Below are 22067 nucleotides of genomic sequence, written 5' to 3' on the forward strand. Positions count from 1 at the left end.
AATCATCCTTTGTTTGATGTTTGAATGGAAGAAATGATGCGTGCCGGAGCACCGGCCGCCGTTACCCTGTCAGGTATGGGACGGATCACCGCGGAGCCGGCTCCGACAATGCTCCAAGCCCCGATTGTGATCTGCGGTATGACGGATGCACCAGTTCCGACGTGAGCGCCTTCCTGAACGGAAACCGCTCCTGACAGCGTGACACGCGGGGACAGATGAACGTAATCGCTGATTTGATTATCGTGCTCTGCCACTGCACCCGTATTGATGATGCAATGAGCGCCGATGCGCGCATCCGCCTGAATGATCGCGCCCGCCATAATTACTGTCCCTTCCCCAATGACAGCCGACCTGCTGACGATGGCTGACGGGTGAATCAATGTAATAAAATCATCTTTCCTCAGTCCCAGTCGCTCCGCCAGCTGTTTTCTGACACTGTTATTCCCAACAGCAATCAGAAACAGCACATCAGGAATGAGCCTGCGTAGTTCAGTAACGGCTTCCGGCGGTCCTGTGTACCATTCTTTTCCGCCTTCGAACGTTTTGAATTTATCATCCAGCACCGCGGCTAAGCGCGTATCTGAGCGGGCGTTTATCAGCTCTCTGATCACCTTTCCGTGTCCGCCGTCACCCACAATGGCCACGTTTTTCATGAGGACACATCTCCGCTTCCGGTAAACCGTTCCGCGGTCACATGATTGGTTTGCTGAATCCCTTCTGAAACAAGGACCTTTCGCACCGTCAAACATAAAATTTTCAAATCGAGAAAAAATGACCGGTTGTCAACGTACCAAACATCTAATTCAAATTTCTTTTCCCAGGAAATCGCGTTTCTGCCATTGATTTGCGCCCAGCCTGTGATACCCGGCTTCACCTCATGGCGCCGCGCCTGTTTTTCTGTATAAAGAGGCAGATAGTCCATCAAAAGCGGCCGCGGCCCGACAAGGCTCAGATCGCCCTTCAGGACATTCAGGAGCTGCGGAAGCTCATCAATGCTCAGCTTTCTGATCAGCCTGCCCGTTTTCGTCAGCCGGACTTCATCAGACAGCAGATTTCCCTCACCGTCCCGTTCATCCGTCATTGTCCGGAACTTATATAGGGTGAACGGTTTGCCGTGCAGGCCTGGCCTTACTTGCTTAAAGAAGACAGGTGATCCTATTTTCAGCCTGACAACGGCGATGGTGAACAGTATGATCACACTTGTACAGCACAACAAAAAAATGGAGGCCGTCAGATCAAAAAGTCGTTTCAGGATCAAAGATTCACAGCTCCTTTCGTTTTTCGAAACCGTTTTAATACCAGCTGTCTTTCCTCTTTTGTACAAACGAGCATAAAAGCGAAAACAGCGTAGCAAAAGCTGACTGTCACTCCCGTCGCTATCAGTGACGGCCATCCGTCAACCTTCACAACGAACTGAATTGCCTTACAGACCGTCCAGGCAAATACAGCGGCTGATAGAGGCCCGATTATGCCTTTAAAGAACACGTGCTTTTTGTAGCCTGTAATGCGGGATACATAAAGCGGCGTAAAGATGGCATTTTTTAAAATAAGAGAAATGGCCCCTGCCAACGTTATGCCGTACAGACCGAGATGAGCCGGCCCGCTCAGCGTGACCGCCAGCACCACATTCACCGCACCTAACAGCAGGGTAACAATCGCCGGTGTTTTTTGTTGATTAAAAGCGGTCCATATATAAAACAGCGGCATAAAGGCGAGGCTGACAACCAAGTATCCGGCATGAATAAATAAAAGCGGTGCTATCGTTGAAAAGGACGGTCCGAGCCAGATTGTCAAAAAAGGTCCCGCCAATCCGCCCAATAAGGCAGCAGGAAGTGCAAGCAAAAGACCATTGAGCCTTACTGCCTTATTGGCGTAATTCATCAACCCTTCCATATCGCCTTTTGAATAATATGAAGTCATGATAGGCGCAAACAGGGATGCGACCGTTCCGGCCAAGCTGCGCAAAAGCAGCGGAAACTGGATAATCGCCGCGTATTTCCCGGATGCAGACGCCCCCAGCATCAAATTGGCGGTTAACAGATCAATCTGCAAAAAAAGCAGGACGCCGATTTGATTGACGGAGCTCCATGCGCCCGCTTGAAACAGCTCCTTGCTTGTGCGGAATGAAAGATCCTTCATACGAAACGAAAACCACGGAATCAGCTTTTTGAAGAAATAGAAAGACAGCACAGACGCAATGACAGCACCAGCTAAAGCTGCAAGCTGGATCTGCCAGATTTTCGGCGCAAAGCATGCAAACAGGAGCAGCACAGACAGCACCCGTATAAGCATTTGCACCGCCTGAATGGAACTGGTGATATAAAGGCGGTTGGCATAAAATGGTGCAGCGCCGAAACCCGCCATCAGAAACGTTAAAATAAACAGCACACTGCCGATCAAAATCGACAAACGCACATCTGCCAAAAGCGCTTGCGGCACATTCATGACGCGGTCAATAAAAAAAGCCGAACCCGCAAGCGGCAGCAAGAGCAGCAATGAAATCAAAACAGAGGCCGCTAAATAATTGCTGATATACGCATTTGCTTTCTCCCGCTCTCCCCTGTGGGCAGCAACAGAAAAGAACCGAACGACAACCGAGCTGAGCGCCACGGTGATAACCGAAAAGTAATTAATCACATTTTGTGTCAAGTGAACAAAGCCAAACGCTTCCACACCAAGCGTACTGACAATAAAAGGCGTCATCCAAACCGATAGGAAAACAGACAACAGAAAAGCCGTGAGATTAGCGCTGAAATTTATCGTGAATTTCATGCCTGCTTCGCACTGCCTTTCATTGTCCCCCGATGCTCGAAAAACAGCTTGATAAGAAAAGTGAGCCGCCATTTACACAGTGCTAATACCAAGCGCTCTCCTCTTAATAATTTCTCATGCTGAAACGGTGTATGTCTGACAGCCTGCCGCACCATGTCATAGGATAAAATCTGTCTGATCTTCTTTTTGATGTCTTTCGGCGAATTCGGAGAAGCACAGGCATTTGCCAAAAGCATCGGAAGCTGATGCCTGCAAATGTACACATTCAAATCTTCTTTACATGCGCCTGCTAAGCCGTAGTGATTGTAGAATGCGATTTTAGCCAGATATTGTTTTTGAAGATGTTCATCCATCGCCGGCTTATAAGGAATTTCTGTCAGGCTGTTCGGGTTTTCACGATAGATGTACAAGCCTTCATCCAGCATTTTCACCCGCTCCGCTTCGCAAAAAGCGGACAAATTGAAGGGAGAGTCTTCAGCAAAACGGATGTCTTCATCAAACATCAGATCCGCCCTATCAAAAAGCTCACGGCGGTAAAGATAACGCCATACATACCAGATAAATCTCGTTTCGTGAGCATGTTTAAGCCGTTCAGTCATTTCTCGTTTTGTCAGCACGCGGTTTGCCTCAAGCTGCGGCGGCACATAAGTCCGCCTGTCCGATGACTGTTTGTAAAAACCGCATCCGACGATGTCGAGCCGATTTTCCTCCGCTTCTTCAGCCAGCCTCTGGAACATGGCGGATGATACATAATCGTCTCCGTCTACAAAGCCGATGTAAGTGCCCCGCGCGGCCTTTATTCCCGTATTTCGCGCTGAACTAAGCCCGCCGTTTGCCTGATGAATGACCCGGATTCTCGCATCCCGTTTTGCATAGTCCTCTGCAATTTCGCCTGAACGATCCGGTGTTCCGTCATTCACGAGGATGATTTCAATATCAGAAAGCGTTTGACGAAGCAAAGAATCAATGCACTCTTCTATAAATGGTTCAACATTATACATCGGGACAATAATGCTGACGAGCGGGATCATTGCGCTTCACCGCTGATTTTGTCACGCAGGCCTTTAAAATACACATCTCTCGGAAAGCCTGCACGAGGTGTTTCTTTTGTTAAAAGCTCATTGACTGCGGCTGTTACGCGCTCTGGCTCCGGATGTTCTATCAGCTTCATGAACGGGATGTCTTTAAGCCATTGATAGCCTTCCATCACCTTATGGTCAAAGGAGCGAATGACAACACACGGCGTTCCTGTCAGCGCGCAAAAAATCATGCCATGAAGCCTGTCAGTGACGACGGCTTCTGCGCTTTTCAGCTTAGACCACAGTGCTTCAAGTTCTTGTTCGCGTGTATCGCGGCTGACCCGGCGGCCGATCGTTGTCGTAAAGGATTGGATCTCGCCGAATTCCTCAAATAGCGCAGCCTTGACCCGGTTCCTCTGGTCCTCCTGAAGCACGCTTTCCTGATCCTCGCGCAAACACATATAAACCCCTTCGCGTTCTGCGGGGGTCTTGCTTCTATCTAAATACAGCACCATGTCCGGCTGCTTCAAAATTGTTTTTTCTTGAAAATGCTGTTTCATAAATTGATACGTTGTTTCATCCCGTGCCATGAGCAATAGGCCGGGGTGCGCATTATAAATTTTCTGTGCCCGTTTCAGCTCTTTGCGCCCCTTTTTCGTGTCAGAAAAATGAGCCGTTGCCGGAAGCTGGATAACCCGATAGTCACGGAATGTTTTAATGATGAAGCGGCGCGTCCACTCCTCATAACGGTATAAATCCCCCATGTTTCCGCCGCCGATGATAAAGACCATATCCTCCGGATGGCGCGAGCGGATCAGGCTTTTTGCTGATTTGTAAATGTCCTTCATATCAACCTCGACGATGTCAAAGTCCGGGTATTCTTGCTCAAGAAATGCCTTGCTGGCATAAGCAATTGCGTGATCTCCCAAATTGTCATGGGACGGCAGCAGGGTCAGTATGATTTTTTTCTGATGTGCTGCGGCCTTTACCGGTTGATCTGCCGCTCCCAGCCAATATTGGGACGGATATTTGACCTTTAGCAGCAGCCATTCTGCAAAATTGATTTTCAACGATTGTAACGACATGTCCTCACCCTCTGTTTCTCATTTTGTACTCGATCACCCGCTGATACACAGCCGATGCCATAGCGACGAACGGAATCATTCTGTATTTCGCCATCAGAAGCAGGCATGACCGTTTTGCGTCAAAAGGAGCGGTACCCGTTTTTGAAAGACTTTCTTGAAACACCGGGTCCGCGCATATCACGCCAACATTTCTAAGCTTTTCAAACAGTCGGCGGCTGCCGCTCGTTTTCCATTCATTCAGCATGCAGATGCTGCTGTGAAGAACGATAAAGGTATCAAGCTCCTTGCGATACTCCTCCAGTTTGTTGTTCTCCTGTAAAAACGCCGCATTCGCCTCATACAGCGCAAGTCCTGATTCAAACAATTTTTTCTGATAGCGCTGCACAATGGAGGAAAGGTGAATTCGGTAATGATAGAGCGGCGTTTTTACGTAGGATACTGAGCGGGCGAAAAAATGAGCCCTGAAGCTGAAAAACTGATCCTCGACATGCTCCAGCTCGCCTCGGAGCGGAAACGACAGCCGATGGGCTTCAATCATGCTTCTTCTGTACAGTTTGTTCCATGAAAACCCTCTGACCTTCCCTTCGAATAATGCCTTGATATAGTGCTCCTTCGGCTGATCCTGATAGGTTTGGGCAATGTCTGAGTCCATGGTTTTGCCAGTGTCCTCAAACTCTGCGGCGTAATTGCAAATGACCAGATCAGTTTCATCGCCTGCTGCCCGGAGCATCTGCTCGCAATAATCAGGTTCGATCCAATCGTCTGAATCGATAAACGCGATAAATTCGCCGCGTGCCGCTTCAATGCCTTTATTCCGAACCGCACCGAGTCCCTGGTTTTCCTGATGAATCACCTTGAACCTGTTGTCCATTTTGGCGTATTCTTCTGCGATATCCGGGCTGGCGTCAGCTGAACCGTCATTGACAATGATGATTTCAATATTGTCCACTGTCTGGTTCCGCAGTGATTCGAGACACGTTCTGATATATGTTTCTGTGTTATAAACAGCGACTAACAGACTAACCGCAGGTGTTTCCATAATGACCGGCTCCTCGTGCATAAATTACCGGGAAAAAATCGTTCTGTAAGGCAGAACCGATGAATCAACCGGCATAAGCAAATAACTGTAAAGAAAATAACAAACAACGATAGCGATATAGATAAGGGCGTTCGATTTTTCATCAAATATCCTGACGAAATAAGGGACTAGGATCATTTGATACAGACCGAAATAAATATTGAATCTGGCAAAAATCACGTCCTTTGTGGCCAAAAGGCCGAACAAAAAACCAAGCAGGCACAAATTAACGACAATATCGATTTGCGGCCACAGACTCCGCAATCGTTCTTTATAGCAAAATGCAAGGAACAGCGGCAGAACCAAAACAGCGATTTTGAACACATTCATTCCATTTGTGTTCGTCATGAGCCATTTTTCATAATGGCTGTATGAGCTGTTTTCAAGTACAACGACAAACACAGAAATAAATTTTTGATATAAAAATGTCATGCCGAGAAATAAAGCGGATAGGCCGAATATCGCCGGTGACCAGGCTTTTCTTCTGACAATAAAGTACACTGGAATCATAATCAGCGCCGACGAATGAAAGAGCGAGCTGACCAGCACAATCAGGAAATATCGCTTCCAGTTCCCGCTGATGATATAACGGATCGCCCAAAACAAAGCAGCTGCGACCATGTATTGCCTGATGCCGTTAAAAGACGCGTAGTAATGAAAGGTTCCCAAAAACAAAAAGACACTCAGCTCAAACGGCCTGCCATAGTCGGCGAGTGTCTTCATAATAAAGCTGTAGGTCACGACCGCCACCGTAAAATACATGATTTGAGGATCTTCCGTGATGAAATTCATCAGCCAAAGGAGTGCGGTAAACCCCGGATCTGTCGCTGTTTTCGCTGTGCCGAAACCGAATATCTGCCACACATTTTGATAATCGCCCGCCAATTCGTACAGCAGCGTGTACGTCTGAAAATCCGTGCCGACTCGATAGCGGAGACCTGACACGAGCACAAGTGAAGCGAGCGGAATCCAGATCAAAAGCTTATTCGGCCGATACCCCGTGGCAAGCGAATCGTCACGGCCGCCGCACATTTTAGCGAACCAAGACCAAATAAATACAATCCCCATATTGACGGCATATACAATCATCGGTCATGGTCCTTTTCCGTGCTGATGTTGTATACATTCAGCAGCGCTCCTACATTTTGCTGTGCATCGTAGCCAAGTTGAGCAAGTGTTTCTTTGATGAACTCACGCTTCGGCCTGCCTGCGGCGGCCGCCCTTGCAATGGTTTCAGCCCAGACGCTGATCGGCTCAGAAAGACTTAATCTTGTGACAAGCCCGAGACCGGCGTCGACTTTTTCTGTAATGCTGTCTGAAATGATGCATGGAAGCCCCGACGCCTGTGCTTCCACAAGCACAACCGGCAAGCCTTCGTACAGAGACGGCATGACAAATACATCAAATGTGCGCATCAATTCATGGATCCGTTCTTCCGTGCCTAAAAAGAGGACGTCTGAAAGCAAATTCTGCCGGCGCGCCTCCTCCTCTATCTCCCCGCGCAACGGCCCGTCTCCCGCCAGAACGAGCTGAAAGCGAACGCCTCTTTCTTTGAGATGTGCGGCAAGTTTCAGCAGGAACGCGTGGTTTTTCACTTCATGAAACCGGGCCACATGGCCAATGATGAGCCGGTCGGCTGCAATGCCGCGTGCTGCTTTTTCTTCATCAGCCGCCTGCCCATTTGGGGCGAACAACTCAAGGTCAATCCCGTTAGGAAGAAGGTGAACACGCTCCCGCTCCATATTGGACTGTCCAAATAAAAACCTGCCCGCATCCTCTCCGCAGGCACACAGCGCTGTCGCATTTGCCAAAATGAGCCGCCTGAACACGAGCAGCTGCAATCGATCCTTCCAGTTGAAGCCGGTCTTCCAAGACGTATTGTGGGAGTGGCATACCCTGACCGGCACTCCGGCGAGCCTTGCCGCAAGGGCGATAAAACCCGTTTGGAAATCCGTGTGCGCATGAACGGCGCTGAACGGCCCATTTTCTTTTATCGCGTTTCTCACATTCCTCACAAATGTAAGGGGATTGCTTTGCCCAATGCTCGGGACATAAAAAAGCCGCCCGCCTAATGATAAAATCTCTTCATCATAAGCGCACGGATCATTTCGATACGTTAAAAAATCAAATTGCACTTTGCTTTTGTCCATCTTCCGATATAAATTCATTACCATGGTTTCCGCGCCGCCCCTGTTCATGCCGCTGAGAACATGGAGCACGCGCTTTTGGCTGCTATTCATGCTTGACAAGCCCTTCCTTTTGGTTCATCACTCTTTTTTTGTGGTAGCGATTCATCACAGCTGCAGGCATAAAGGCGCGAATTAACGGTTTTGCGATATATATGTAATCAGATAAAGGAAGCTTCAAGCGTCTGCACGCCTGATAGACAAGAATGGCATTGTCGATTGAATACGTAAATGACCGCCGTTTGAATGCATCGCTGTCTTCCCTCACTTTATACAAGGCTTCCTGAAGATTATAGCCCCTGAAGCCCTCTTCAAAAAAGCGAAGCCACAAATCAATATCTTCCATTCGTCTCGTCCGCCGCACCGACCGGTAGCCTTTCAGCGTGCGGTAGGCACTCGCTCTCATCATAATCGTGCCGTGGCAAAATGGAGTCCCTTTTGCCATGATGCCCGGCTCCGGAACAGAAGGCAGAATGCGGGTGCCTCTTACGCCAAATTCATCAAACACAAGCATGCCGGTGCCAACCACCTGATAGTGTCGGTGCTTTTCTAAAAACGCGACCTGCTTTTCCAGACGGCGCGGAAACGAAAGGTCATCTCCGTCCTGACGTGCGATATAATCGCCTGTCGCATGCGAAAGACAATGATTTAATGATGCGGCAAGCCGCTTATTTGTTTTGTTTTGAATCAGTTTGATGCGGTCGCTGTAATGAGCGGCATACTGCTTCGCGATGCGGAGCGTGCCGTCTGTTGACGCATCATCGCACAAAATCAGCTCCCAATTTTTATAGGATTGGCTGAGTATGGATTCTATGCTTTCTGCCAAAGTGCGTTCGCAATTATAAATGCCCATAATGACAGAAACTTTCGGTCCTGAGTTCATACGCTTTTCTCCTTTGTATCCATATCCATGTACGCGGAATAAATATCTGCCATTTCTTCCACCGTTCGCGCCTCCGAGAAGCGCAAGGCTGTTTTTCGGCCTTCCTGTCCCAGCTTTCGGCAGAGCTCCGGCTTATGGTAAAGCTGTTCAATCCGGCGGGCAAAAGCAGCACTGTCACCGATTTTGATCAGAAAACCGTTTTCTCCGTCGCGGATGATTTCCCGATGCCCGCGATTATCTGTGGCGATCGCCGGTTTTTCTGCCGCCATTCCCTCAAGCACATTCATACCGAGGCCTTCTCTAATGCTGGATGCGACAGATACATCCGCAAGCTGAATCAACTCATGTATGTCGCTGCAAAAGCCGTAAAAACAGACATTGGCGGAGGCACCAAGCTTTTCAGCTAACGTTTGATACGTATGTTCCATTGCCCCTTCCCCGGCAAACACAAGGCGGAGTGAGGGAATTTTTTCTTTTAGCAAGGCTGCGGCTTCAATTAACTGCTTCTGGTTTTTGTTCAGATTGAGCTCAGCCGGATAAACCAATATAAAATCATCTTCACGGAACCCGTGCTTTTCTCTGAGTCTTTGCTGCTCTATCGGACTGACAGGCCGGAAACGCTCGGTGTTGACGCCAATGCCGTGAATTTTCTGCGTCCTTCCGCCCGGCCTTTGAAGTCCTTTCGCCCGTATGTAATCCTCTTCATTAATCGTAATCAGGCAGTCTGTATATGCTGAAAGCCATTTCTCAACCGGATAGTAAAGAAGCCAATTTTTCATTGGTGCTTCTTTGCAGAAGTGAAATCCGTGGGCTGTGTACAGCACCTTTGTTCCGTGCCGCCGTGCCTGCCTCGCCGCCAGTCTGGCGAGAACGCCGCCGACCGGTGTATGGCAATGGACAATGTCGTATTCATAGGTGTCAATCACTTTCTTCAGCTGCCTATAAACGGCCAGGTTCTGAGGGTCAAAAGGTGACCTGCGAATCGGGATGGAGAATTTCTCATCCACATACGGCAGCTTGGTTTGTCCGTTCGCAGCGACATGAACCTCCCAGCCCATTTGTTTGAACCATTTAAAATAAGGGAGGTGAAAGGCCTTAAAATGATAATCAACAGTCGCGCAAAACAATATCTTTTTCGTCATTTTCACTCCCCCTAATGAACGCTGGCAGCCGTCATTTCTTCTGATGTATTGATTGCCGCAAACAGCCTCGCTCTCAGGTCGGCTTCCGGCAGCTCATGAAAATCCTCGATAAAGCGCATCAGCACCGGCCAATCGCCGTCCACCGCTTTACCGATGTGAATTTTTGGAAAGATTTGTTCAGCATGGACTTCATTTTTGTTCAGCAATTCTTCATACATTTTTTCGCCCGGACGAATGCCTGTGAATTCGATTGGAACCTGCTCAGTCGTGTAGCCGGACAAATGAATGAGGTTTTTGGCAAGATCCACAATCTTTACGGGCTCTCCCATATCGAGAACGAAAATCTGACGCCCTTTCGCCAGTGCCCCAGCCTGAATCACAAGCCTTGATGCCTCGGGAATCGTCATGAAATAGCGGGTCATTGCCGGATGTGTTACTGTCACCGGGCCGCCTTTTTCAATCTGTTTTTTGAAAATTGGAATGACGCTGCCGCGGCTCCCGAGTACATTGCCGAAGCGAACAGCGACAAATTTGGTTCTGCTGACTTTCCCAAGATTCATAATAATCATCTCTGCGAATCGTTTTGTCGCCCCCATTACGTTGGCTGGGTTCACCGCTTTGTCCGATGAAATGAGCACGAATGTCTCTGTTCCCGACATATCGGCTGCTTCCGCGACATTTTTTGTTCCGATAATATTGTTTTTGACCGCCTCTTCTGGATTGTGTTCCATTAAAGGCACATGCTTATGGGCAGCTGCATGATAGACAACATGCGGCTCGTATTTTTTCATCAAGGTAAACATTTTATCGCGGTCCTGCACATCAGCGATTTCCGTATGGAACACAATGTGTTTGCCGAATCGTCCGTTCAGCTCTGTATAAATCGAATGAATGCTGTTTTCCCCATGGCCGAGCAGAATGATTTCCTTAGGCTGAAACGCGCTGATCTGACGGCAGATTTCCGAGCCGATTGATCCGCCCGCTCCCGTGACGAGAACTGTTTTTCCTTTGATGCGGTTCGAAATTTCGCTAGTGTCGAGGGTTACCGGCTTTCTGCCGAGCAAGTCCTCAGCTTTTACATCTCTGATTTGTCCTGCAGTTCGTGTGCCAAGCAGCATTTCATCAAAATGAGGCATAATTTTAATGCTTACTCCGGTTCGCACACATTCTTTATATAACACCTGAAGCTCATGGGTGCGGAGTGAAGGAATGGCAATAATAATATAATTAATTTTGAGCTTTTGCACCGCAGGCATGATACTTTCTTTACCGCCGATTACGGGCAGTCCCATAATTTCTAATTTATGCTTCGTTTGGTCGTCATCAATAAAAGCGACAGGTATGATATCAGGTTCATCTTTCGAAAGCAGCTGCCTGACCATCAGAGTCCCACCTGAGCCCGCCCCGATAATCAGCGCGCGGGACGAGGCGCAGCGTTTTTTCCTGATGCTTTCGTTTAATACTCTGGATAAAATACGGGTCCCTCCAATAGACAAAAGCTGAAGCACCCAGCACGCGGTTAACAGACGGAAGAACATCGTGTGATACACAGCATACTGAATGATACCGGTCACAGCGGCGGAAAGCGTAATGCCCTTAAGCAGGACAATCAGCTCACCAAGCCCGGTGTATGTCCACACCTGTTTATACTGATTGAACAGGAAAGCACACACATGATAGCTGAGGAGCAAGCTGACAGCGGTAAGCAGTAATGCTCCGGAGTCATAAAATTGATAGGAATCTTTTAAAAATTGATATCCTGCAATAACTGAATTTAAAACGAGGTAAGTATCCAGCGCAATAATCATTGACAGTCTTCTCCGGTAACTCAACCTTTTCCCCCCTAATTCTTTTATCGGTTTAGCTGCGGCGGTTTTCGTCTCTCCAAAAAATCGGCAGCAGCTAAACCGACAACACGTCCTATGTATATATCAGATAAGTGGGCATTTAACCCATCCTCACGCCCCGCCAGCGACGACCAGCATCTAAGGCAGCAACTTCAGCTGCCCACAGCAGAGCCGAGTGCCTCCATTGATACAGGTCAGGAGACATCACCTTTACAAAAACTAGTAGGAATAGTGTTCCGATTTTTTCATTTTCTTTTTGTTTAAAAGAGCGCCTAACAGCTTCGCATTGGATTGTTCCAGTGCATCTTTTGCTTTCAGAACGGTATCGGTTTTTGTTTTTCCGCTTAAAACGACGAGCACGCTGCCGTCTGTCTGATTTGCTAGAATCTGAGCATCTGCAACAGCCAAAAGCGGAGGGGAATCAAAGATGACGAGGCTGAATTGTTCATAGATCTCAGATATTAAATCTCCCATTGCTTTTGAAGACAGCAGTTCTGCCGGGTTTGGCGGGGTCGGCCCGCTTGTCAGTACATATAAGTTATCGATCGGCGTCTTTTGCACCGTCTCACTGAGTGAAGCATTGCCGACCAGCACATTTGTCAGCCCGGTTACATTATCAACCTGAAACGTTTGATTGATGGTCGGCTTTCTTAAATCGGCATCCACCAGCAGTACTTTCTTTTCCTGCTGCTGCGCAAAGACAGCCGCAAGATTCGCTGCACTGAACGATTTACCTTCACCAGGCACAGAGGAGGTGACGAGGATAGATCGCAAGTTGGTCTGGACAGATGAGAACTCAATGTTTGTCCGAATGGTGCGATATTGTTCCGCAACAACTGATTTATTGTGTAAAACAGATATTTGAGCCAAACCTCGCCTTGCTTTCTTTTTTCTAAAGATCACTCGCTTCACTCCCCGAAATGTTTTATCCCGCGATTCCGCCCTTTGTGGACATCAGGAACGGAGCCTAAGCATGGCAATCCGGTTCTCTCGCTGAGCTGCCGTGCGCTTTTGCAAGTATCATCGAGAAAATGCAGAAAAAATGCCAGTGTAATGCCGCCCATGACAGCAGCGCCAAAAGCCATGACCATATTTCGCAGCCTGGCCGGCTTGATCATCGGGCTTTCAGAAGCCTTCGCCTCTGATAATATATGTACGCCTTGTACATTCATTCTTTCATCTACTTCTTTTTCAAACTTGTTCACTAACGTGTTCGCAATCTCAGCCGCTTTCGCCGGATCGTGATCCTGAACGGCAACGTTAATGATTTCTGATTCATTTTCACTGCTGGTAACCACTTTTCCTTTCAGCGAGGAAGCCGATTCAGATAGGTGCAATTCCGCCTTAACTTCTTCCATCAAGGCAGTGCTTTTCATAATCGATTGGAACGTGCTGCTATACTGAAGATTTCGCTGGATGTCACTGAGATTCGAGTTTTCTTCACCGTCTGATTCATGAACCAGCACCTGTGTCGACGCCTGGTAGGTCGGTGAAATGACCTTAAATTGCACAAAACCCATAATAAGGGTGACGCCGATTGTGATGAGCAGAATCAGCACGAATCTGTGTCTGACAATCGCATATAATTCTTTGAAACTCATATTCTCATTCATGTATTCATAGCCTTCAGCCTTCCCGCGGCTGGCTTCCCGCGCCCCTTTCTGTTAATGATTGGATTATAAAAGAAAACGTTATTATTTAAAAATTGCAAAATAAGCCAATAAGTTCTCTTTAGAGAACAAAATCATGATTTTCCTCTAATTTACTGCACTTCCCTTATTATTTTAAATTTTATAAAGAACGAAAAATTCCTTATAATGAACGAAATAACGACAGGAATAGAGGAGAATTTCATATTATGATTGGAAGAATTATCCGTTTGTACCGTAAAAGAAAAGGCTATTCTATTAATCAGCTGGCTGTTGAGTCAGGCGTATCCAAATCCTATTTAAGCAAGATTGAAAGAGGCGTTCACACGAATCCGTCCGTTCAATTTTTAAAAAAAGTTTCTGCCACACTGGAAGTTGAATTAACAGAATTATTTGACGCAGAAACAATGATGTATGAAAAAATCAGCGGCGGTGAAGAAGAATGGCGCGTACATTTAGTGCAAGCCGTACAAGCCGGGATGGAAAAGGAAGAATTGTTCACTTTTACGAACAGACTCAAGAAAGAACAGCCTAAAACTGCCTCTTACCGCAACCGCAAACTGACGGAATCCAATATAGAAGAATGGAAAGCGCTGATGGCGGAAGCAAGAGAAATCGGCTTGTCTGTCCATGAAGTCAAATCCTTTTTAAAAACAATGGGAAGATGATGATCGGTTAAGGGCTAACGTTCGCATCTATAGGGTAAATCTGTTTATAATGGGTGAAAAAGGGAGAGAACACAATGACTCATCAAATAGTAACGACTCAATATGGCAAAGTAAAAGGCACAACGGAAAACGGCGTACATAAGTGGAAAGGCATCCCCTATGCCAAGCCGCCTGTCGGACAATGGCGTTTTAAAGCACCTGAGCCGCCTGAAGTGTGGGAAGATGTCCTTGATGCCACAGCGTACGGTCCTATTTGCCCGCAGCCGTCTGATTTGCTCTCACTGTCGTATACAGAGCTGCCCCGCCAGTCCGAGGATTGCTTGTATGTCAATGTATTTGCGCCTGACACTCCAAGTCAAAACCTGCCTGTCATGGTGTGGATTCACGGAGGCGCTTTTTATCTTGGAGCGGGCAGTGAGCCATTGTATGACGGATCAAAACTTGCGGCGCAGGGAGAGGTCATTGTCGTTACACTGAACTATCGGCTGGGGCCGTTTGGCTTTTTGCACTTGTCTTCATTTGATGAGGCGTATTCCGATAACCTTGGGCTTTTAGACCAAGCCGCCGCACTGAAATGGGTGCAAGAGAATATCTCAGCGTTTGGCGGTGATCCCGATAACGTAACAGTATTTGGAGAATCCGCCGGCGGCATGAGCATTGCCGCGCTGCTTGCTATGCCTACGGCAAAAGGCCTGTTCCAGAAAGCGATCATGGAAAGCGGCGCTTCCCGAACAATGACAAAAGAACAAGCGGCAAGCACTGCGGCTGCCTTTTTACAGGTCCTTGGGATTAATGAGAGCCAGCTGGACAGATTGCATACTGTAGCAGCGGAAGATTTGCTTAAAGCGGCCGATCAGCTTCGGATTGCAGAAAAAGAAAATATCTTTCAGCTGTTCTTCCAGCCCGCCCTTGATCCGAAAACGCTGCCTGAAGAACCAGAAAAAGCGATCGCAGAAGGGGCTGCTTCCGGCATTCCGCTATTGATTGGAACAACCCGTGATGAAGGATATTTATTTTTCACCCCGGATTCAGACGTTCATTCTCAGGAAACGCTTGATGCAGCACTCGAGTATTTACTAGGGAAGCCGCTGGCAGAGAAAGCTGCCGATTTGTATCCGCGTTCTCTGGAAAGCCAAATTCATATGATGACTGATTTATTATTTTGGCGCCCTGCCGTCGCCTATGCATCCGCACAGTCTCATTACGCCCCTGTCTGGATGTACCGGTTCGATTGGCACCCGGAGAAGCCGCCGTACAATAAAGCGTTTCACGCATTAGAGCTTCCTTTTGTCTTTGGAAATCTGGACGGATTGGAACGAATGGCAAAAGCGGAGATTACGGATGAGGTGAAACAGCTTTCTCACACGATACAATCCGCGTGGATCACGTTCGCTAAAACAGGAAACCCAAGCACCGAAGCTGTGAATTGGCCGGCGTATCATGAAGAAACGAGAGAGACGGTGATTTTAGACTCAGAGATTACGATCGAAAACGATCCCGAATCTGAAAAAAGGCAGAAGCTATTCCCTTCAAAAGGAGAATAAATATGGAGAAAACAGGATACATTGGTGCTGCCATTGTTGTGGCAGCTTGTATCATTATTTTGTCGGCCGTGGTATGTTTACGGGACACAGTCTATTACCAGCCTATGCGCTGGACTGGCATCATACTGTTTTTCGCGGGAATTGTGATGGTTCCCGCATACTCAGCAAAAAGAAAACCCGGAAAAGAGAAGTAATTCTCTTTTCTGGGTTTTTATGTTTATTATAATCTTCCCGCGCGAATATCGTCTGTCATTCCCTCATAAGGAGCCTTCGAAATCACTTCTTCGTTGTCGACTCCTTCATTTTTCAGAAATGTAATTTCCGCAAATTCAGGTACAACGTATTTTGGATACGTTTCATATTTTTCGCGGGATTCTTTCATCAAATCAATGTGGTCATTTTGGTAGCAAACCGTAATTTCAGGATGTTCATGCACCCATTTCGGGAAGAAAATAATGCCATGCATGCGTTTTTCATTTGGCATAAAGTTTAATGAAACATCCGTGCCAGTCGGCTCTGTCCAAGACACTTTATATACGCCTTCTGTCAGTTTGACAATATTCACTTCCTGATCCCGAACCCAGCGTCCGGCAACCATTCCGCTATGAATTCTATAATCAATTGTATGGTCGTTTTTAATATAAATCTCGTATTCCCATCCGTTTTCATACGTATAAATCATGTGGCTTCCGATAAAGTTTTCCATCTTACACACTCTCCTTAGTCTTTTACTGTACTTCATAAATGTCTAGTCGAACGTAATCAGGGGTTCTTTCTGCGGAACCGATAAACAAGCGGTCATGGAGCCATTGATAGACTTCACTGCCTGTTTCAAACGTCGGTACCGTACGAAAATAAACATGCTCCGGTTCAATAATTTCCCCGGCTGCCGCTTGTTTTCGAAACGGCTCGCTGACTTGCCGTATTCCATTGTTTTCAATGTAAATCAGTTCATGATCTGCTGTTTCAATCACATACCTGGCAGATAAATCTGTTCTGCCGTTAGCGCGAATCATTTGTGAATCGGCACCGCCCGGCAAAATACGTCCCTTTACTTCCCCGGTTATTGTTCTCGAACGAATCGGAATGAATCGTCTCAGTCCCAGGCTTGTCTCACCAATCGTGATAGGCGGATCAACCTTGATTTCTAAAGAGGCGAATGGTTTTAAAACCGGCTTCTTCACGAGAACCACCTCACCTTCAGAAAAAAATCATGTAACTATTTACATGTTTACTTTAACACCATTGCAAGTTAACTGTCAAACAATAGGAACATAAAAAAACAAGGACTGTTTGAAGACAGTCCTTGTCTGAAGCTAGCTTTGATAAGCAAGATATGTGCTGACAGTGCTTTTGGCAAGACAGGCAGAGGAATCTATAATCGGAATCTCACTTTGAATATGATCTAACACCGCATTTAAATCCGTGCAGGCTGAAATGATGATGTCTGCATGCTGACTGATTTCTTCATATAGCGTCTGCCACAATGCTTGTGTATGCTCCATATGATTAGGCTGTTTGATTGCGGCGATAAGCTGGTTCACAACCTGCTGCCAATGGTCCTTGTGAACAACTTCTTGTCCATTTGCCTTCAGAACTTTTTGGTAGATGGCGGATTGGATGGTTGGCTCTGTTCCTAAAACCACCGCTTTTTTTGCAGGATGCGGAATCTCTTTTATCGTTTCCTCAACGATATGCAACATAGGAACCGACAATGCCTGCTGAATCTCTTCATAGTAGACATGCGCCGTATTACAAGGCAGCGCAATGAAATCCACTCCTGTTTTCTCGAGCTTTACCGCTCCGTCGATAATCGCTTTTTTCATCTCGTCATGGTCAATTGGACGATCTGCATAGAAGGGCGTCGGGCATGAATAGATCATCATGTGCGGGTAGTCAATATCGTTTGAAGCCCCATACAGCTTCTGACAGTAATCAATCACCTTATCAATAAACGGCGAGGTCGATTTCGGCCCCATTCCGGCTAATATTCCGATCATCAAATTCATTCCTTTCTAATTTGTATGGACCGCTTCTTCTTCTGAGCCATCCTCATAGAGGATAAAGCTTTTCGCAGCATCCCCGCCTAACATAAACTCGACTTCAACAGACAATGCTCGCAGAAAGAAACGGGTTTCCGAGGAAGGAAATAACTCCAGTCTCAGCTGTCCGGTGATCTCCAAATAAAAGCCCTGACGTATGGTTCAATAAATGCCGAATCGTTACGCCCTGATACGGAAAACCGGGCAGCCAGCGATCCACTTTATCCTCATAGCCAAGAATCCCCTTCTCCTCCAGCAAGATGATTCCCAATGCTGTAAAAGGCTTTGACAAAGACGCTAACTCAAACAAAGAGTTGGTTTTCAACGGGCGTTTTTCCGTCATTTCCGCATAGCCAAAAGAGTGGTGATATAAAATATCGCCACCCTCCGCAGCCAGAACCGCCCCGTTAAACTGATGTTTTTCGCCTAATGTCTCAAATAACGTCTGAAGATGCTTTCTTTTATTCTGCTTCATTCCTCCACCTCCCATATCTCTGTACGTTACTAACCTACTAATGTTTCAAATATTTCGAAAAATACTTCAGTTAGAGATCCTTTTTAACCCATCACATATACCTGCCGTTCACTATTATTTAGTGAAATGAGATATTATGATATTTTCTGAATTGTGATTAAAAAGGCAACTTTATGCCCATGCAACAGAAACTATAAAAAATACAGAGAACGAAAAGAAACAGTTAGATTTTTTAGTTCTTTAGGCCTGTAGTCCGTAAATCCTTTTATGATTTTCTATCAAACAAAAGAGGAAAATAGACCAGTTGCAATCCAAACGAGAGTCTAATAGAATGAGGTCGAAAAGTAAATCGAGCGGGTTTGTTACTGATAAAGCAGGCAAGACCTAAAATGTGTAAAGGGCAAAGTGTATACTTTGGCGTCACCCCTTACATATTTTAGGTCTTTTTTTATTGTGCGTAACTAACTTGCCATCTTCAAACAGGAGGGCTGGAAGAAGCAGACCGCTAACACAGTACATAAAAAAGGAGACATGAACGATGAACATCAAAAAGTTTGCAAAACAAGCAACAGTATTAACCTTTACTACCGCACTGCTGGCAGGAGGCGCAACTCAAGCGTTTGCGAAAGAAACGAACCAAAAGCCATATAAGGAAACATACGGCATTTCCCATATTACACGCCATGATATGCTGCAAATCCCTGAACAGCAAAAAAATGAAAAATATCAAGTTCCTGAATTCGATTCGTCCACAATTAAAAATATCTCTTCTGCAAAAGGCCTGGACGTTTGGGACAGCTGGCCATTACAAAACGCTGACGGCACTGTCGCAAACTATCACGGCTACCACATCGTCTTTGCATTAGCCGGAGATCCTAAAAATGCGGATGACACATCGATTTACATGTTCTATCAAAAAGTCGGCGAAACTTCTATTGACAGCTGGAAAAACGCTGGCCGCGTCTTTAAAGACAGCGACAAATTCGATGCAAATGATTCTATCCTAAAAGACCAAACGCAAGAATGGTCAGGTTCAGCCACATTTACATCTGACGGAAAAATCCGTTTATTCTACACTGATTTCTCCGGTAAACATTACGGCAAACAAACACTGACAACTGCACAGGTTAACGTATCAGCATCAGACAGCTCTTTGAACATCAACGGTGTAGAGGATTATAAATCAATCTTTGACGGTGACGGCAAAACGTATCAAAATGTACAGCAGTTCATCGATGAAGGCAACTACAGCTCAGGCGACAACCATACGCTGAGAGATCCTCACTACGTAGAAGATAAAGGCCACAAATACTTAGTATTTGAAGCAAACACTGGAACTGAAGATGGCTACCAAGGCGAAGAATCTTTATTTAACAAAGCATACTATGGCAAAAGCACATCATTCTTCCGTCAAGAAAGTCAAAAGCTTCTGCAAAGTGATAAAAAACGCACTGCTGAATTAGCTAACGGCGCTCTCGGTATGATTGAGCTAAACGATGATTACACACTGAAAAAAGTGATGAAACCGCTGATTGCATCTAACACAGTAACAGATGAAATTGAACGCGCGAACGTCTTTAAAATGAACGGCAAATGGTACCTGTTCACTGACTCCCGCGGGTCAAAAATGACGATTGACGGCATCACGTCTAACGATATTTACATGCTTGGCTATGTTTCTAATTCTTTAACTGGCCCATACAAGCCGCTGAACAAAACTGGCCTTGTGTTAAAAATGGATCTTGATCCTAACGATGTAACCTTTACTTACTCACACTTCGCTGTACCTCAAGCGAAAGGAAACAATGTCGTGATTACAAGCTATATGACAAACAGAGGATTCTACGCAGACAAACAATCAACGTTTGCGCCAAGCTTCCTGCTGAACATCAAAGGCAAGAAAACATCTGTTGTCAAAGACAGCATCCTTGAACAAGGACAATTAACAGTTAACAAATAAAAACGCAAAAGAAAATGCCGATATCCTATTGGCATTTTCTTTTATTTCTTATCAACATAAAGGTGAATCCCATATGAACTATATAAAAGCAGGCAAATGGCTAACCGTATTCCTAACCTTTTTAGGAATATTGCTGTTTATCGACTTATTTCCAAAAGAAGAACATGACCAAAAAACAAAATCAAAACAGAAGCCGGACTACCGGGCGGCATATCATTTTACGACGCCGGATAAATGGAAAAATGACCCTCAAAAACCGATCTATTTTGATGGCAAGTATCATTATTTCTATCTATATAACCGGGATTACCCAAAAGGCAACGGCACAGAATGGCGCCATGCCGTCTCAGAGGATTTGGTGCACTGGACCGATGAAGGCGTGGCGATTCCGAAATATACAAACCCGGACGGTGATATTTGGACCGGTTCCGTCGTGGTGGATAAAGAGAACACAGCCGGCTTTGGGAAAAATGCGCTTGTCGCGATTGTGACACAGCCCTCAGCCAAAGACAAAAAACAGGAACAATATTTGTGGTACAGCACAGATAAGGGAAAATCATTCAAATTCTACAGTGGCAACCCCGTTATGCCTAATCCGGGTACAGACGATTTCAGAGATCCGAAAGTCATATGGGATGACCAGGATAACAAATGGGTCATGGCCATGGCTGAAGGATCAAAAATCGGTTTTTATGAATCCGATAATCTTAAGGACTGGCATTACACAAGCGGATTCTTCCCAGAACAGGCGGGAATGGTGGAATGTCCCGACCTCTACATGATGCGGGCAAGCGACGGAACGAATAAGTGGGTTCTCGGTGCCAGCGCGAATGGCAAACCGTGGGGCAAACCAAATACGTACGCCTACTGGACCGGAAGCTTCGACGGAAAAGAATTCAAAGCGGATCAGACTGAAGCCCAATGGCTTGACTATGGCTTCGACTGGTATGGCGGTGTGACGTTCGAAGACAGCAAAAGCACAGATCCATTAGAAAAGCGGTATGCGCTTGCCTGGATGAACAATTGGGATTATGCCAACAACACCCCGACAATGAAGAACGGCTTTAACGGCACAGATTCTGTCATACGCGAACTCCGGCTGAAGGAGCAGGATGGAACATACAGCCTCGTCTCACAGCCGATTGAAGCTTTGGAGCAGCTGACTGTTTCAACTGACGAAATAGAGGATCAGGATGTGAACGGATCAAAAACATTGTCGATAACAGGTGATACGTACCAGCTTGATACGGATCTTTCTTGGTCAGAGCTAAAGAATGCAGGCGTCAGGCTCAGAGAATCAGAAGACCAAAAACGCCATATTGATGTCGGTATTTTCGCTGAAGGCGGCTATGCTTATGTCAATAGAGCAGCCACAAATCAGCCTGACAAAAGCAATACCTATGTCGAAAGCAAAGCTCCTTATGATGTAAACAAACGTAAGGTGCATTTGAAAATACTTGTCGATAAAACAACGATAGAAGTATTTGTTGGCGACGGGAAAACCGTTTTTTCAAATGAAGTCTTCCCAAAGCCTGAAGATAAAGGAATTACCCTTTATTCTGACGGCGGCACAGCCTCCTTCAAAAATATAACAGTGAAACACTTTGATTCGATTCATGAATAAAAACAGGGGCGGCGCAGGCTGCCCCTGTTTTTTTATTAGGAGCGGTATTCTCTGTTACATATTGGGCATTGTAAGGAATATAAGGCTGGTTTC

Annotated in this window: 21 protein-coding genes and 1 pseudogene; 5 read left to right on the plus strand and 17 right to left on the minus strand. The window is 46.3% G+C overall.

The window, feature by feature from the left end:
* Window positions 1-2: 2 nt before the first annotated feature.
* The 13 genes from NSQ83_RS18060 to NSQ83_RS18120 form a co-directional block, all read right to left on the minus strand.
* Complete coding sequence (locus tag NSQ83_RS18060; RefSeq protein ID WP_014480944.1) at window positions 3-653, minus strand: acetyltransferase; 651 nt, start codon at window positions 651-653, stop codon at window positions 3-5.
* On the minus strand, window positions 650-1258 hold the full coding sequence (locus NSQ83_RS18065) for a sugar transferase (protein WP_106073389.1): 609 nt from the start codon (window positions 1256-1258) through the stop codon (window positions 650-652). The genes NSQ83_RS18060 and NSQ83_RS18065 overlap by 4 nt, the downstream gene beginning before the upstream one ends.
* The gene (locus NSQ83_RS18070) at window positions 1255-2772 is read right to left on the minus strand and encodes an MATE family efflux transporter (protein WP_187001903.1); all 1518 of its coding nucleotides are present in this window, start codon (window positions 2770-2772) and stop codon (window positions 1255-1257) included. The genes NSQ83_RS18065 and NSQ83_RS18070 overlap by 4 nt, the downstream gene beginning before the upstream one ends.
* Entirely contained in the window at window positions 2769-3803 is a 1035-nt protein-coding gene (locus NSQ83_RS18075) for a glycosyltransferase (protein ID WP_198878479.1), read from the minus strand. The genes NSQ83_RS18070 and NSQ83_RS18075 overlap by 4 nt, the downstream gene beginning before the upstream one ends.
* Complete coding sequence (locus tag NSQ83_RS18080; RefSeq protein ID WP_198878478.1) at window positions 3800-4876, minus strand: polysaccharide pyruvyl transferase family protein; 1077 nt, start codon at window positions 4874-4876, stop codon at window positions 3800-3802. The genes NSQ83_RS18075 and NSQ83_RS18080 overlap by 4 nt, the downstream gene beginning before the upstream one ends.
* Window positions 4877-4880: 4 nt before the next feature.
* Window positions 4881-5915: a glycosyltransferase family 2 protein gene (locus NSQ83_RS18085; RefSeq protein WP_032726900.1), complete on the minus strand. Its 1035-nt coding sequence runs from the start codon at window positions 5913-5915 to the stop codon at window positions 4881-4883.
* A 24-nt stretch (window positions 5916-5939) separates the two neighbouring features.
* Window positions 5940-7043, minus strand: a complete 1104-nt coding sequence (epsG, locus tag NSQ83_RS18090; protein WP_339238731.1) for a biofilm exopolysaccharide biosynthesis protein EpsG — start codon at window positions 7041-7043, stop codon at window positions 5940-5942.
* Window positions 7040-8194, minus strand: coding sequence for a glycosyltransferase family 1 protein (locus tag NSQ83_RS18095; RefSeq protein ID WP_015714750.1), 1155 nt, complete (start codon window positions 8192-8194; stop codon window positions 7040-7042). The genes epsG and NSQ83_RS18095 overlap by 4 nt, the downstream gene beginning before the upstream one ends.
* A complete protein-coding gene (gene epsE / locus NSQ83_RS18100) occupies window positions 8187-9023 on the minus strand; it encodes a glycosyltransferase EpsE (RefSeq protein WP_003228255.1) in 837 nt (278 codons plus the stop codon). The genes NSQ83_RS18095 and epsE overlap by 8 nt, the downstream gene beginning before the upstream one ends.
* Window positions 9020-10165: a glycosyltransferase family 4 protein gene (locus tag NSQ83_RS18105; protein ID WP_161476681.1), complete on the minus strand. Its 1146-nt coding sequence runs from the start codon at window positions 10163-10165 to the stop codon at window positions 9020-9022. The genes epsE and NSQ83_RS18105 overlap by 4 nt, the downstream gene beginning before the upstream one ends.
* 11 nt (window positions 10166-10176) lie before the next feature.
* Window positions 10177-11997 carry a nucleoside-diphosphate sugar epimerase/dehydratase gene (locus NSQ83_RS18110; RefSeq protein ID WP_171518537.1) on the minus strand — a complete coding sequence of 607 codons (1821 nt, stop codon included), beginning with the start codon at window positions 11995-11997 and terminating at the stop codon, window positions 10177-10179.
* Between the two features lie 234 nt (window positions 11998-12231).
* Entirely contained in the window at window positions 12232-12915 is a 684-nt protein-coding gene (gene epsB, locus NSQ83_RS18115) for a protein tyrosine kinase EpsB (RefSeq protein ID WP_003228249.1), read from the minus strand.
* A 5-nt stretch (window positions 12916-12920) separates the two neighbouring features.
* Window positions 12921-13625 (minus strand): YveK family protein, encoded by a 705-nt coding sequence (locus NSQ83_RS18120; RefSeq protein WP_003228247.1) that lies wholly within the window; start codon window positions 13623-13625, stop codon window positions 12921-12923.
* Between the two features lie 245 nt (window positions 13626-13870).
* Here NSQ83_RS18120 and slrR point away from each other — a divergent pair, with 245 nt between their 5' ends.
* The 3 genes from slrR to NSQ83_RS18135 all read left to right on the plus strand — a co-directional run bounded on the left by slrR (window position 13871) and on the right by NSQ83_RS18135 (window position 16067).
* Window positions 13871-14329: a transcriptional regulator SlrR gene (gene slrR, locus NSQ83_RS18125; protein WP_198878476.1), complete on the plus strand. Its 459-nt coding sequence runs from the start codon at window positions 13871-13873 to the stop codon at window positions 14327-14329.
* A gap of 74 nt (window positions 14330-14403) precedes the next feature.
* Window positions 14404-15873, plus strand: a complete 1470-nt coding sequence (gene pnbA, locus NSQ83_RS18130; RefSeq protein ID WP_339238734.1) for a para-nitrobenzyl esterase — start codon at window positions 14404-14406, stop codon at window positions 15871-15873.
* Between the two features lie 2 nt (window positions 15874-15875).
* Window positions 15876-16067, plus strand: coding sequence for a hypothetical protein (locus NSQ83_RS18135; protein ID WP_038429676.1), 192 nt, complete (start codon window positions 15876-15878; stop codon window positions 16065-16067).
* Between the two features lie 26 nt (window positions 16068-16093).
* On the opposite strand, the gene padC is transcribed toward NSQ83_RS18135, so the two are convergent.
* From padC to NSQ83_RS18155, 4 genes and pseudogenes are all read right to left on the minus strand, one after another.
* Window positions 16094-16579 carry a phenolic acid decarboxylase gene (gene padC, locus NSQ83_RS18140; RefSeq protein WP_003243190.1) on the minus strand — a complete coding sequence of 162 codons (486 nt, stop codon included), beginning with the start codon at window positions 16577-16579 and terminating at the stop codon, window positions 16094-16096.
* Between the two features lie 22 nt (window positions 16580-16601).
* Window positions 16602-17057: a DUF3237 domain-containing protein gene (locus NSQ83_RS18145; protein ID WP_088467400.1), complete on the minus strand. Its 456-nt coding sequence runs from the start codon at window positions 17055-17057 to the stop codon at window positions 16602-16604.
* A gap of 132 nt (window positions 17058-17189) precedes the next feature.
* On the minus strand, window positions 17190-17873 hold the full coding sequence (gene racX / locus NSQ83_RS18150; RefSeq protein WP_029725959.1) for a broad specificity amino-acid racemase RacX: 684 nt from the start codon (window positions 17871-17873) through the stop codon (window positions 17190-17192).
* Between the two features lie 187 nt (window positions 17874-18060).
* Window positions 18061-18390: pseudogene (locus NSQ83_RS18155) on the minus strand (serine hydrolase domain-containing protein); the annotation flags it as partial.
* Between the two features lie 538 nt (window positions 18391-18928).
* On the opposite strand from NSQ83_RS18155, the gene sacB reads away from it, so the two are divergent.
* Together sacB and levB are read left to right on the plus strand one after the other, a co-directional pair.
* Window positions 18929-20350, plus strand: a complete 1422-nt coding sequence (gene sacB / locus NSQ83_RS18160) for a levansucrase (RefSeq protein WP_001022105.1) — start codon at window positions 18929-18931, stop codon at window positions 20348-20350.
* A 73-nt stretch (window positions 20351-20423) separates the two neighbouring features.
* Window positions 20424-21974, plus strand: a complete 1551-nt coding sequence (gene levB / locus NSQ83_RS18165; RefSeq protein WP_129093130.1) for a 2,6-beta-fructan 6-levanbiohydrolase — start codon at window positions 20424-20426, stop codon at window positions 21972-21974.
* Window positions 21975-22067: the final 93 nt, after the last annotated feature.

Source organism: Bacillus sp. PS217 (assembly GCF_037963535.1).
Classification (GTDB): domain Bacteria; phylum Bacillota; class Bacilli; order Bacillales; family Bacillaceae; genus Bacillus; species Bacillus subtilis.

Excerpts from the sequence above, each read along its gene's own strand:
- racX (WP_029725959.1), bottom strand. The coding sequence starts at position 17,873 with ATGATCGGAATATTAGCCGGAATGGGGCCGAAATCGACCTCGCCGTTT.
- levB (WP_129093130.1), top strand. The coding sequence starts at position 20,424 with ATGAACTATATAAAAGCAGGCAAATGGCTAACCGTATTCCTAACCTTT.
- NSQ83_RS18080 (WP_198878478.1), bottom strand. The coding sequence starts at position 4,876 with ATGTCGTTACAATCGTTGAAAATCAATTTTGCAGAATGGCTGCTGCTA.
- padC (WP_003243190.1), bottom strand. The coding sequence starts at position 16,579 with ATGGAAAACTTTATCGGAAGCCACATGATTTATACGTATGAAAACGGA.
- NSQ83_RS18135 (WP_038429676.1), top strand. The coding sequence starts at position 15,876 with ATGGAGAAAACAGGATACATTGGTGCTGCCATTGTTGTGGCAGCTTGT.
- NSQ83_RS18105 (WP_161476681.1), bottom strand. The coding sequence starts at position 10,165 with ATGACGAAAAAGATATTGTTTTGCGCGACTGTTGATTATCATTTTAAG.
- NSQ83_RS18070 (WP_187001903.1), bottom strand. The coding sequence starts at position 2,772 with ATGAAATTCACGATAAATTTCAGCGCTAATCTCACGGCTTTTCTGTTG.
- slrR (WP_198878476.1), top strand. The coding sequence starts at position 13,871 with ATGATTGGAAGAATTATCCGTTTGTACCGTAAAAGAAAAGGCTATTCT.
- NSQ83_RS18095 (WP_015714750.1), bottom strand. The coding sequence starts at position 8,194 with ATGAATAGCAGCCAAAAGCGCGTGCTCCATGTTCTCAGCGGCATGAAC.
- NSQ83_RS18085 (WP_032726900.1), bottom strand. The coding sequence starts at position 5,915 with ATGGAAACACCTGCGGTTAGTCTGTTAGTCGCTGTTTATAACACAGAA.
- sacB (WP_001022105.1), top strand. The coding sequence starts at position 18,929 with ATGAACATCAAAAAGTTTGCAAAACAAGCAACAGTATTAACCTTTACT.
- pnbA (WP_339238734.1), top strand. The coding sequence starts at position 14,404 with ATGACTCATCAAATAGTAACGACTCAATATGGCAAAGTAAAAGGCACA.
- NSQ83_RS18060 (WP_014480944.1), bottom strand. The coding sequence starts at position 653 with ATGAAAAACGTGGCCATTGTGGGTGACGGCGGACACGGAAAGGTGATC.
- epsE (WP_003228255.1), bottom strand. The coding sequence starts at position 9,023 with ATGAACTCAGGACCGAAAGTTTCTGTCATTATGGGCATTTATAATTGC.
- NSQ83_RS18075 (WP_198878479.1), bottom strand. The coding sequence starts at position 3,803 with ATGATCCCGCTCGTCAGCATTATTGTCCCGATGTATAATGTTGAACCA.
- NSQ83_RS18120 (WP_003228247.1), bottom strand. The coding sequence starts at position 13,625 with ATGAATGAGAATATGAGTTTCAAAGAATTATATGCGATTGTCAGACAC.
- epsG (WP_339238731.1), bottom strand. The coding sequence starts at position 7,043 with ATGATTGTATATGCCGTCAATATGGGGATTGTATTTATTTGGTCTTGG.